Annotated in this window: 11 protein-coding genes; 5 read left to right on the forward strand and 6 right to left on the reverse strand. The window is 32.1% G+C overall.

The window, feature by feature from the left end; all coding sequences use genetic code 11:
• Positions 1-6: 6 nt before the first annotated feature.
• The 6 genes from AXE80_RS13715 to mfd form a co-directional block, all read right to left on the reverse strand.
• Positions 7-573, reverse strand: coding sequence for a carboxymuconolactone decarboxylase family protein (locus AXE80_RS13715; protein ID WP_068828344.1), 567 nt, complete (start codon positions 571-573; stop codon positions 7-9).
• 65 nt (positions 574-638) lie between these two features.
• A complete protein-coding gene (locus AXE80_RS13720; protein ID WP_068828346.1) occupies positions 639-1,202 on the reverse strand; it encodes a TetR/AcrR family transcriptional regulator in 564 nt (187 codons plus the stop codon).
• Between the two features lie 148 nt (positions 1,203-1,350).
• On the reverse strand, positions 1,351-2,643 hold the full coding sequence (locus AXE80_RS13725; RefSeq protein ID WP_068828348.1) for an aminopeptidase P family protein: 1,293 nt from the start codon (positions 2,641-2,643) through the stop codon (positions 1,351-1,353).
• Positions 2,644-2,719: 76 nt separating this feature from the next.
• Positions 2,720-3,007, reverse strand: coding sequence for a Bor/Iss family lipoprotein (locus AXE80_RS13730; RefSeq protein WP_068828350.1), 288 nt, complete (start codon positions 3,005-3,007; stop codon positions 2,720-2,722).
• Positions 3,008-3,018: 11 nt separating this feature from the next.
• Positions 3,019-3,300: a Bor/Iss family lipoprotein gene (locus AXE80_RS13735; protein WP_068828352.1), complete on the reverse strand. Its 282-nt coding sequence runs from the start codon at positions 3,298-3,300 to the stop codon at positions 3,019-3,021.
• Between the two features lie 77 nt (positions 3,301-3,377).
• Positions 3,378-6,704 (reverse strand): transcription-repair coupling factor, encoded by a 3,327-nt coding sequence (gene mfd, locus AXE80_RS13740; RefSeq protein WP_068828354.1) that lies wholly within the window; start codon positions 6,702-6,704, stop codon positions 3,378-3,380.
• Between the two features lie 133 nt (positions 6,705-6,837).
• Between mfd and AXE80_RS13745 the strand changes: the two genes are divergently transcribed.
• The 5 genes from AXE80_RS13745 to AXE80_RS13765 all read left to right on the forward strand — a co-directional run bounded on the left by AXE80_RS13745 (position 6,838) and on the right by AXE80_RS13765 (position 12,358).
• Positions 6,838-7,623, forward strand: coding sequence for an alpha/beta fold hydrolase (locus AXE80_RS13745; RefSeq protein ID WP_068828356.1), 786 nt, complete (start codon positions 6,838-6,840; stop codon positions 7,621-7,623).
• A 2-nt stretch (positions 7,624-7,625) separates the two neighbouring features.
• Positions 7,626-8,900: an ATP-binding cassette domain-containing protein gene (locus tag AXE80_RS13750; protein ID WP_068828358.1), complete on the forward strand. Its 1,275-nt coding sequence runs from the start codon at positions 7,626-7,628 to the stop codon at positions 8,898-8,900.
• 132 nt (positions 8,901-9,032) lie between these two features.
• Positions 9,033-10,688: a UxaA family hydrolase gene (locus tag AXE80_RS13755; RefSeq protein WP_068828360.1), complete on the forward strand. Its 1,656-nt coding sequence runs from the start codon at positions 9,033-9,035 to the stop codon at positions 10,686-10,688.
• 11 nt (positions 10,689-10,699) lie between these two features.
• A complete protein-coding gene (locus AXE80_RS13760; RefSeq protein WP_068828361.1) occupies positions 10,700-11,482 on the forward strand; it encodes an SDR family NAD(P)-dependent oxidoreductase in 783 nt (260 codons plus the stop codon).
• Between the two features lie 15 nt (positions 11,483-11,497).
• Positions 11,498-12,358, forward strand: a complete 861-nt coding sequence (locus AXE80_RS13765; RefSeq protein ID WP_068828363.1) for a fumarylacetoacetate hydrolase family protein — start codon at positions 11,498-11,500, stop codon at positions 12,356-12,358.
• Positions 12,359-12,365: the final 7 nt, after the last annotated feature.

Raw genomic sequence — 12,365 nt, forward strand, 5'->3', positions numbered from 1 at the left:
ATTTTTTTATTTACTCCAAGCAAAGTTTTTAAAAGCATCATCTACAGGAGTTTCTGCAATACTATTTGTGTAGTTGCTAATTACTTTTTGAGATAATCCTAAAATAATTTCTAGCAAATGTCTTTGAGTGTATCCAGCAGCGTAAAAAGTTTCTATTTCTTCTTTAGAAATATTTCCTCTGTCTTTGGTAATAGACAGAGTTGTTTTGTGTAATGTTTGTAGTTTTTCTGTAGGTAAAGAAGTTTTGTTTCTTAAGGCTTCTGTAATAGCATCATCAACCTTCATTGCTTTTGCAATTCCTGTATGTGCGGGAACGCAGTAATGACATCCGTGCTCTACATTAATGGTTTGCCAAACTACGGTTAATTCATCTTTATTAAAAGATGAATTTGTAAACAATCCGTGTAATGTTTGGTATGCTTCTAATAAACCAGGAGCTCCAGCCAATACTCCGTGTAAATTTGGTAAAAAACCATTGTTTTTTTGTGATGCTTCTAACAAAGCTTTACTTCCTTCGGGTGCAGATTCAATAGTGTGAATTGTTAATGTTTCTTTTTGGTTTGTTGTACTCATATTTTAAGTTTTTTAAATATTATTTATTTCTAAACGTTCGGTTAGAAATTGGTTAAAAAAAAATGTTAAAGACTTTTGAATGTATTTTCTATATAGTTTTTTAATTGTGATGGGTTAAAAACTCTGGTTGCAGAGGCTAAGCCAAACATTGCTATTATTAAAAAATCTCCTTGTTCTTTAACTGTAATTTCATCTTTGGTCGCATCCTTTTTTAAAACTTTCATAAAATGCTCTTTTATTTCATTTGTAAAGTTTTCTAGGACTTTTTTTATTTGCTCATCCGCCTTTTCTGTTAGTTCATTTGCAGTATTAGTTACCAAGCAACCTTTTCCAAACTCAATCTCTTTGGTAAATTCTACAAAATCATAAAAATAATCTTTAATAGCATTTACTCCTTTTGTAGATGATTCTAGCTTTAAAATAAGCTTGTTTAATTTTTTCTTGTAACATTTAATACTCTCTAGCAAGACTCCATTTTTGTTCCCAAAACTAGCGTATATAGAAAATTTATTAATGCCCATTTCTTTTTCAAGCATTTGCATAGAAGTAGTTTCGTAACCATTCTTCCAGAATAAGTTCATTGCTTTTTCAATAACTTCTTCTTCTATGTATTCCTTTTTTCTTGCCATTATTATCTTAATACAGCACAAAACTAACCAAATGGTTAGAAACAAAAAAACTATTTTATGTTTTTGATATGAGTAAGTAATTTTTACATAAAAAAAGCTGTTACAGAATTTTTGTAACAGCTTAAGAAGTTTCTAACAATATGATGTTTTAAGCATTCATTATACTTTCAATTTCCTCAATTTCAATAGGTATATTTTTCATCAAATTAATAGGTTCAGCATTTTTTTGAAGCACCAAATCATCTTCTAATCTAATTCCTAAATTTTCTTTTGGAATATAAATTCCAGGCTCTACGGTTAATACCATATTGGCTTTCATTTCATTTTCATAATCACCAAAATCGTGAGTGTCTAGCCCTAAATGATGTGATGTACCATGCATAAAATACTTTCTGTAGGCAGGTTTTTCTTTGGTTTCATTTTGAATGTCTGCTTTGTCTAATAATTTTAAAGAAAGTAATTCAGAGGTCATTAATTTTCCAATTTCTTCGTTATATTCCTTCCAAAGGGTACCTTCTCTAAGCATTTTAGTAGCCTCGTTTTTTACGTTTAATACAGATTGATATACAGCTTTTTGCCTATCTGTATATTTTCCGTTTACAGGAATGGTTCTGGTTAAATCACTAGAATAATTGGCATATTCTGCAGCAGTATCCATCAAGATTAAATCACCATCTTTACACTGTTTGTTGTTTTCTATATAATGTAATACACAGGCAGAATATCCTGAGGCAATAATAGGAGTGTAGGCAAATCCTTTTGATTTGTTACGAATAAATTCATAAATCAATTCAGATTCAATCTCATATTCCCATACATTAGGTTTTACAAAGTTTAAAACCCTGTTAAATCCTTTTTTGGTAATGTTACAAGCATGTTGGATTAAATCAATCTCTATTTGAGATTTAATTCCTCTTTGTAGAAAAAGAATATCCGATGCTTTTAAATAGTTGTGATTTGGATAGTTTTCTTTTAATTTTTTTACAAAACGATCTTCACGAGTCTCCATTTCTAAGTTAGCTCGTTTGTGAGGATTTTGATTTATATAAATATTTTTGGCTTCAGGAATTAAATCTTTTAAAATAGTTTCCATTTCAGACAACCAATAAATGGTTTGGATTCCAGAAGTTTGAGTGGCAGTTTTTTTGTTTAATTTTTCTCCCTCCCAAATAGCGATTAACTCACTGGTTTCTTTGGTGAATAAAATTTCTCTATGATTTGGATTTTTAGCATCTGGAAACAAAACCAACACCGCTTCTTCTTGATCTACACCACTTAAATAAAAAATATCTCTGTGCTGATGAAAAGGTAAAGTGCTATCAGCACCAGTTAAATAAATATCATTAGCATTAAAAAATGCAATGGAACTAGCTTCCATTTGTTGGGTAAAACATTTTCTGTTTTCTATAAATAACAGTGGGTTTATTGGGTCGTACTTCATAAACATAAAGTTACATAAACCCCATAAAAAAACCTCTTCGGTTTAGAAGAGGTTTTGTGATTAATAATGCTAAAAATTATTTAGATACAGTGGTTGTACTTTGACCATAGATACCTATTGTAATAATACTTAATAATTGATCAACAAATGTGAATTCTGTTTTAGCTTCAAAGTTATCAGAACCATTAGCCATTTTTTGTGGCTCAGTAGTTTTTAATGGAGATAATCCCCAAAATAAATATTTGTTTTTTCCTTTAACTTCTTGACCAGTTTGAGGTCCTTCTCCAAAAGTATGTATAGTAGAGTAACAAGATGTTAATAATAAAGAACTTCCTAATAATATTGTGTATAATGCTTTTTTCATGAGTTTTGATATTATTTTGTTACAGTTGTAGTAGTTGGTGTGTATACTCCATAAGTAATAGTACGAAGTAAATAATCTACAAAAGTAAATCTAGTTTTTACAGTATAATCTTTAGCTCCTTTTGCCATTTCTTCTGGTTGAGCTGTACTTATTGGCGCTAACCCCTCAATTAAAAAATGGTTCATTTTAGTTTTTTTGATATTAGTTTGAGCTCCTTTTCCAATTGTGTACTCATGTACGTAACAAGATGTTAAAGCAAAGCTAAGAACTGTAATTGCTATAATTTTTTTCATTAGTTTAAATTTATTAATACTACTGCAAACATAGTAAAAAGTAATGCTTTGTTTACTTGAGTTATCACACAGTTTTATTATATATTCTTTAATGTTTCCAAGGCTTTCTTTACGCTATCAATCCTAATAAAAGTAATGAGTAAACGCAAACCATTTTTGGTTTCTTTTTCTTTCATTACACACATTTTAGAATTGTTTTGCACGTATTTTAAAACGTTTGTAAACGACTGGGTATTATAAAAACCACTTTGTTGATCGGAAACAAAATATCCAATCATTCTTTTTTGTTTTAAGACTATTTTTTCCAATCCTAATTTTTTAGCCAACCACTTAATTCTAACAGAGTCTAATAAATCAATCACTTGGGTTGGAAGTTCTCCAAACCTATCTATTAGTTGTTGTTCAAATTCTTGTAATTCTTCTTCGTTGGTTAATTCTCCTAATTTTTTATACAGGTTTAATCTTTCTGCAATAACGTTGATATAATCATCAGGGAATAAAATTTCAAAATCGGTATCTATTTGTATGTCGGATACATAATCTTTGTTTTCAGCATCTTCTTCATCATATAAATCTTTGAACTCTTTTTCTTTTAATTCCTTAACGGCTTCTTCTAATATTTTTTGATAAGTATCAAAACCAATATCTGTAATAAATCCGCTTTGTTCTCCTCCTAATAAATCTCCAGCTCCACGAATTTCTAAATCTTTCATGGCAATGTTAATTCCGCTACCTAACTCGCTAAACATTTCTAAAGCTTGAATACGTTTACGAGCTTCTTCGGTCATCATATGGTAAGGTGGACAAATAAAATAACAGAAAGCTTTTTTGTTAGAACGCCCCACACGACCACGCATTTGATGTAAATCTGACAAACCAAAATTATTAGCATGATTGATAAAAATAGTATTGGCATTAGGCACATCTAAACCAGATTCTATAATGGTGGTGGCCACTAAAATATCGTAGCTTCCTTCCATAAAATTAACCATCACTTCTTCTAACTTTCTACCTTCTAGCTGACCATGCCCCACTCCAATTCTAGCATCAGGAACCAAACGTTGTAACATTCCGGCAACTTCTTTAATGTTGTCTACTCGGTTGTGTATAAAGAAAATTTGACCACCACGAGAAATTTCGTACATCACAGCATCTCTAATAGCTTCTTCGCTAAAACCAATCACATTACTTTCTATAGGATGACGGTTGGGTGGAGGAGTTGCAATTACCGATAAATCTCTTGCAGCCATCAAGCTAAACTGCAAGGTACGTGGTATTGGAGTTGCGGTTAATGTTAAAGTATCTACATTTTCTTTAATGGTTTTTAACTTGTCTTTGGCAGCTACTCCAAACTTTTGTTCCTCATCAATAATTAGCAACCCTAAGTCTTTGTATTTTATTTTATCAGAAACCAATTGATGGGTTCCAATAACAATATCTAATCTTCCTTCGGCCAAATCTTCCATCACTATTTTCTTTTGCTTAGCCGTTTTAAAACGGTTTAAATAGTTGATGTTTACCGGAAAATCTTCTAATCTTTTTTTGAAAGATTTAAAATGTTGAAAAGCCAAAATAGTGGTAGGAACCAAAACAGCTACTTGCTTTCCGTTGTCTACCGCTTTAAATGCAGCACGAATAGCAACTTCTGTTTTTCCAAAACCAACATCTCCACAAACCAATCTATCCATAGGTTTGTCACTTTCCATATCAGATTTTACATCTTGAGTAGCCGTAAATTGATCTGGTGTATCTTCATACATAAAACTAGCTTCTAACTCATGTTGTAAATAACTGTCTGGATCAAAAGCAAATCCTTTTTGATTTTTTCGTTTTGCATACAATTGAATCAAATCAAAAGCAATTTGTTTTACTTTGGCTTTGGCGGTTTGTTTGGCTTTTTTCCACGCAGGAGATCCTAATTTGTGAACTTTAGGAACTTTACCATCTTTTCCGTTGAATTTAGATATTTTATGTAAAGAATGTATGCTGATATAAAGTACATCGGCATCGCCATAAATTAATTTGATAGCTTCTTGCTTTTTACCGTTGACATCTATTTTTTGTAACCCTCCAAATTTTCCAATTCCATGGTCTATGTGAGTTACAAAATCTCCAATTTCTAAATTGTTAATTTCTTGTAGGGTAACGGCTTGTTTTTTGGCAAAACCATTTTTAAGCTGAAACTTATTATAACGTTCAAAAATTTGATGATCGGTATAACAAACTATTTTATGTTCGTGATCTACAAATCCTTCGTGAATTTGAAAAACTACTGTTTGGTATACTATTTCTTCTTCACTTTCATCAAAAATATCATGAAAACGTTTTGCTTGTTTTTCGTTAGAACAGAACAAATAATTTTGATATCCTTTTGCAGTGTTTTGTTGTAGGTTTTCTATTAACAAATCAAAATGTTTGTTAAAAGAAGGTTGAGGTTCTGTATTTCCGTTAATATTATCAGTGTTAGCACTATTGTTAATGGCAACTCTGCTATATCCTTTTAATTGCTCTTTGATTTGAATTCCATCTAAAAATAAATCACTAGGAAAGGTATGATTTAACGTTTCGGATAGGGTTTCAAAACGTGCTGTAGCCTTTTCAAATAAGGTGTTTAAATCGTATTGAAGAATGTCAATACTTTTGGTAAAAACAACACTATTATTGGGAATAAACTTTAAAAAAGATTCTCTTTTTTCGGAAAACTGCTTGTTTTCCACATTGGGCATGATTTGAATTTTGTTGGGTTTTCCGGTAGAAAGTTGTGTTTCTACATCAAAAGTTCTAATGCTGTCTACTTCATCACCAAAAAATTCTAATCTGTAAGGCTCATCATTAGCAAAAGAAAATACATCAACAATTCCTCCACGAACTGCAAATTCTCCAGGTTCTGTTACAAAATCAACTCTGTTAAATTTATACTCAAATAAAACTTCGTTAATAAAATCTAGGCTAAATTCATCACCAGTAGTAATTTTTAACGTGTTGCTGTTTAGGTCTTTTTTGGTAACTACTTTTTCAAACAAAGCGTTTGGATAAGTAACAATAATGGCAGGTTTTTTTCTTGAATTCAATCGATTTAAAACCTCTGCACGCATCAATACATTGGCATTGTCTACATCTTCAATTTCATAAGGTCTTCGGTAAGAACCAGGATAAAAAAGTACATCTTTATCGTTTAAAATTCTTTCTAAATCGTTTAAATGATAAGCCGCTTGCTCTTTATCATCAAAAATGACTAAAAAAGTTTTATCTGTTTGTTTAAAGGTTTCTGCTATGATAAATGACAAGGAAGCTCCGTTAAATTTACTTAAAACAGCATGTGTTTTTTCTTGAGAAACCTGTGCTATCAGTTGTTTGGTAGCACTTGCATTTTGATACTTTTCTAGAAGAGATTGAATTTTCAAGACCTAAATATTTTCTTACAAATGTAGCGTTATCCGTTGTTTTATAAAACCGAAAGTTTAAAGGCTATTTTACTAGTTAAATAAACAGCTGTTTTAAATTGTTCTCTAGTCATCAACTCCTTATTTTTGTATTATGAGCACATTTATTACTTACAAAAACACTCCAATTCATTATACTCAATCGGGTAAGGGAACAGCTGTAGTGTTGTTGCATGGTTTTTTAGAAAATAGTACCATGTGGCAAAGTTTAGAAAAAGTATTAAACCCTAAATTTAGGGTTGTTTGTATAGATTTGTTAGGGCATGGACAAACCGAAAGTTTGGGTTATGTACACACCATGACAGAAATGGCCGAAGCCGTAAAAGCGGTGTTAGATCATTTAAACATCCGAAGATCTTTTTTTGTAGGACATTCCATGGGAGGGTATGTAGCTTTGGCTTTTGCAGATGTACATCCAGACAATGTAAAAGGTCTAATTTTACTAAATTCTACAGCTAGACCAGATTCAGAAGAAAAAAAGATTGGTCGTGATAGAGCGATAGCGGTGGTAAAAGAAAATCACAAATCTTTTATCAGAACTTCAATTCCTATGTTATTCCGTTCTAAGTGTAGAAAAATTTATGCTGATGACATTTCTAAGGTTAAAAAGGAGGCTTTAAAAACTTCTAGACAAGGTATTATTGCTGCTTTAGAGGGAATGAAAATAAGATTAGATAGAGAGGTTTTATTGCATTTTGGGCCTTATCCATCTTTAATGATTTTAGGAAAAAAAGATCCTGTTTTAAAATATGACGATTTAATTGAGCAAACCAAAGATGCCAATACCGAAGTGGTAGAACTTGAAAATGGACATATGAGTTTGATTGAAGATAAAGAAGGTGCAGAACAGGCTATTTTAGAATTTGTTAAAAAACATTAAGAATGAATCACATTGCAATCTTTAATAAATCGGCAGACAAAACAGCTTATATAAATCACTTGTTAAAGGGTGGTGAGCAAAATTTGTTTATTGAATTCAATGGAAAAAAGGGAGCTTTATTTAGTACTTCGGTATTAGAGAAGTATATTCTAGAAGAAGTCAATCACGATGATTTTACTTTAACAAAACATTGTATTGATGGTAATGGAAAAGTTAGGAGTTTAACTTCTTTTTCTAGCGGACAACAAAAAAAGTTGTTGTTAGATTATTTGGTAAATTCTTCTCAAAAAGAAAAAATTGATTTTTTGATTTTAGATAAGCCATATGATTGTTTAGATATTGAAAAACAAGCTGACTTGGCTAAAGAATTAACGGAAATTGCTAAAGAAATAACTTTAGTTCAGATTTTTAAAATTAGAGATGAGGTATTGCCTTTTATCCATCAAATTTATTTGTTAAATCAAGATGCCGTGGAGTTTGTAGGAAAGCCTAATGAGTACGATTCTTATTTCCATCAACAATTAAAACCTTATCAATTCGTAGGGAGTTTACCAGAAAATTTAAACAAAATAGAGGTAGAAAACCCTTTGGTAAAATTTACCGATGTCAATATCTTTTACGAAGAAACCAGGCAAATTGTAAACAATATTAATTGGACTATTAACAAAGGAGAGTTTTGGCACTTAAAAGGGCCTAACGGCGCAGGAAAAACCAGTTTGTTAACCATGATTACGGGTGATAATGCCAAGGCTTTTGGAGAAGATATTATGCTCTTTGGACGTAAAAAAGGAAGTGGAGAAACGGTTTGGGAGCTCAAAAAAAAGATAGGATACTTTTCACCAAGTTTAACTCAGTTTTTTGGAAAGTTGTTTACGGTGCAGCACATGGTATTGTCAGGTTTTTATGATTCTATTGGTCTCTATGAAAACCCAACAGGTCAGCAAATTTACGAAGCTGATAAGTGGTTAGACCTAGTAGGACTAAAAGATAAAAAACAAACTTATTTTGTGCGTTTGTCTAAAGAAATGCAACGAATTGTGTTAATTATTCGTGCCATGGTAAAACATCCTCCTTTACTTATTCTAGACGAGCCGACTAATGAATTAGACGATTATTCAACCTCTGTGTTAACGGCATTTATCAATAAAATTCATCAAGAAACAGATATTTCTATTATTTACGTATCTCACAGAATGTTACAAGGGTTACATCCCGATAAAATTTACCAATTAACTCCTACAAAAAACGGATCTGTAGGTTCGGTAGAAAAGGCATAAATAATATACTTAACTTCTAAGTTAGCTGCCTTTTTCTGTGTTATTGCAAAAAAAGTATTGATTTTGGACTTAAAACTTGATTTTTAACAAGCTTTACTGCCTTAAATTTGTAATGATATTAAAAGGTTAATTATGTCTCAAAAAAATTCAGTGTTAAGAATACACTCAAAAGACAATGTAATTGTTGCGTTAACAGATCTTTCTAAAGGAGATGTTATTAATTATGAGGGAGATACTTATGTGTTAACCACTGATGTACCAGCAAAACATAAATTTGCATCTGTAGATTTAAACGAAGGAGATTTGGTTTATATGTACGGAGTATTAGTAGGTATGGCAACACAACCAGTTGTGAAAGGAGAAATTCTTCATACTCATAACCTTGTTCATAGAGCAGAGGAATATGGAGTAGAAGATGGTGAAAAAGAAGAGTGGAAAGCTCCAGATTTTTCTAGATTCGAAGGAAAAACATTCCAAGGATATCACAGAGCCGATGGAAAAGTGGGAACACAAAATAATTGGTTGGTTATTCCTTTGGTTTTTTGTGAAAACAGAAACGTTACTGTTATAGAAAATACTATTGTAGAGCAGTTAGGTTTTGGACAAAAAAAAGAAACAGGTTTTTCTGTAGATAAATTGGTAAACATATACCAAGAAGGAGCTTCGGAAGAAGATCTTTTAAATACAAGTATTCAAATTGATAAAAAAGAAGCTAAAAAGAATAAGTTGTTCCCTAATGTGGATGGAATTCAATTCCTAAGACATGATGGTGGTTGTGGAGGTTCAACTCCAGATTCTGTGGCTTTATGTCATTTATTAGCAGGATATGTTAACAATCCTAACGTTGCTGGTGCTACAGTATTAAGTTTAGGATGTCAACATGCTCAAGCTAAAATTATGCAAGACGCTTTAGAAAGTTTTGCTAAAGATCACAAAAAACCTTTATACGTTTTAACTCAGCAAGAAAGTACTTCTGAAAGAGATTTTGTAGAAGAAGCTATTAAAAAAACCTTTATAGGTTTAACCAAAGCCAACGAGTTTGTAAGAGAACCAGCTCCTTTAAGTAAATTAGTTATAGGTTTAGAGTGTGGAGGTTCTGATGGATTCTCTGGAATTTCTGCAAATCCAACTTTAGGATATGTATCTGATTTAGTTGTTGGTTTAGGAGGAACTACTGTATTAGCAGAGTTTCCTGAGTTAAACGGTGTAGAGCAAGAAATGATCAATAGATGTGTGACTAAAGGTATTGCAGATAAGTTTTCTAATATCATGTCTACTTATAATGAAAAGGCCGAATTTTTAGGAGGAGGTTTTCATGCAAATCCATCACCAGGTAACATTAAAGATGGTTTAATTACCGATGCTATAAAATCTGCAGGTGCAGCTAAAAAAGGAGGAAGTTCTCCTGTTACTGATGTGCTAGATTATACAGAGCAAATTACCAAAAAGGGATTAAATTTATTGTGTACTCCAGGGAATGATGTTGAATCTACTACAGGTTTAGCAGGTTCTGGTTGTAATGTTATCTTGTTTACTACAGGTTTAGGAACACCAACAGGAAATCCTATTGTGCCTGTTGTAAAAGTATCTAGTAACTCTAAATTGTTCAATAAAATGAATGATATTATCGATTTTAATACCGGTGGAGTCATAGAAGGAGATACATTACAAAAAACAGGAGAAGAACTTTTAGAATATGTGATTAAAGTAGCTAGTGGAGAAAAAACCAAAGCTATGCAATTAGGACAAAACGATTTTATTCCTTGGAAAAGAGGAATGTCATTATAAAATAAATAAACATGTCAGTATTTAATTTAACAGGAAAATGTGCTGTAGTTACCGGTGGAGGTAGCGGAATTGGTGAAGCTATTTCTAAAGCTTTGGCTGGAGCAGGAGCTTTGGTAAATATTTTAGATTTAACTACAGAAGGAGCTCAAAGAGTTGCTGATGAAATTATTGCTAAAGGAGGAAAGGCAATAGTACATCAAGCAAATGTTGTAGATCACGAAGGGGTTAAAAATATCATCAAAAAGATTAATGACAATCAGCCTATCAATATCTTAATCAACAATGCAGGAATTGCACATGTTGGTAATGTAGAGGCATGTGGACCAGATGATTTAGATAAGTTATACAATGTAAATATTAAAGGAGTTTATAATGCTTTACATGCCGTAATTCCTTTTATGAAAGAAAATGGTGGTGGGGCTATTGTTAACATGGCATCTATTGCTTCTTCTGTAGGTCTGTTCGATCGTTTTGCGTATTCTATGACCAAAGGAGCCGTATTAACCATGACGTATTCTATTGCTAAAGATTATGTAAAAGATGGAATTCGTTGTAACTGTATCTCTCCAGCTAGAGTACATACTCCTTTTGTAGATGGGTTTATTTCTAAAAACTACCCAGGACAAGAAGCAGAAATGTTTGAAAAATTATCGGCAACACAACCAATAGGTAGAATGGCTAAACCAGAAGAAATTGGAAATTTAGCCCTATATTTAGTTTCTGATGAGGCTTCTTTCCTTACAGGAACAGATTACCCAATTGATGGTGGATTTATAAAATTGAACGGAAAATAATAAAATATAATTAAGATGAAATTAATAAGATTTGGAGCAGAAGGTGCTGAAAAGCCAGGAGTAATTACTGCATCAGGAAAAAAAGTAGATGTTTCTGCTTTTGGACAAGATTATAACGAAGAATTTTTTGGAGGAGATGGAATAGAGCGTTTAGCAGCTTGGTTAAAAGATAACGAAGCTTCTTGCCCAGAAATTTCTGATGATGTTCGTTTAGGAGCACCGTTAAAAAGACCATCTAAAATAGTTTGTGTAGGGTTAAACTACGCTAAACACGCAGCAGAAACTGGAGCAGCGGTTCCTACAGAACCAGTATTGTTCTTTAAATCTACTTCAGCATTAATTGGACCTAATGATGATGTTGTGATTCCTAGAAACTCAGAAAAAACTGACTGGGAAGTTGAGTTAGCCATAGTTATTGGTAAAAAAGCTTCTTATGTTGAGTTAGAAGATGCAGAAGATCACATTGCAGGTTATGTATTACACAACGATATTTCTGAAAGAGCTTTTCAATTAGAAAGAGGAACACAATGGTGTAAAGGAAAAGGAAACGATACATTTGCTCCTATAGGACCTTTTATTGCTACTAAAGATGAAATTAAAGATCCTAACAATTTAGAGCTTTGGTTAGAGTTAAACGGAAAACGTATTCAACACTCTAACACAAACGACTTTATTTTTAATGTACAAGAAGTGGTTTCTTACATTAGCCAATTTATGACTTTATTACCAGGAGATGTTATTTCAACAGGAACTCCAGCAGGTGTAGGATTAGGGTTTAATCCTCCTGTATATTTAAAGCCAGGTGACGTAATGGAATTAGGGATTGAAGGATTAGGAACTTCTAGACAAGTTGCCAAAGCCTATACAAAAGCTTAATAGCGTT

This window comes from Wenyingzhuangia fucanilytica (genome assembly GCF_001697185.1).
Classification (GTDB): Bacteria; Bacteroidota; Bacteroidia; order Flavobacteriales; family Flavobacteriaceae; genus Wenyingzhuangia; species Wenyingzhuangia fucanilytica.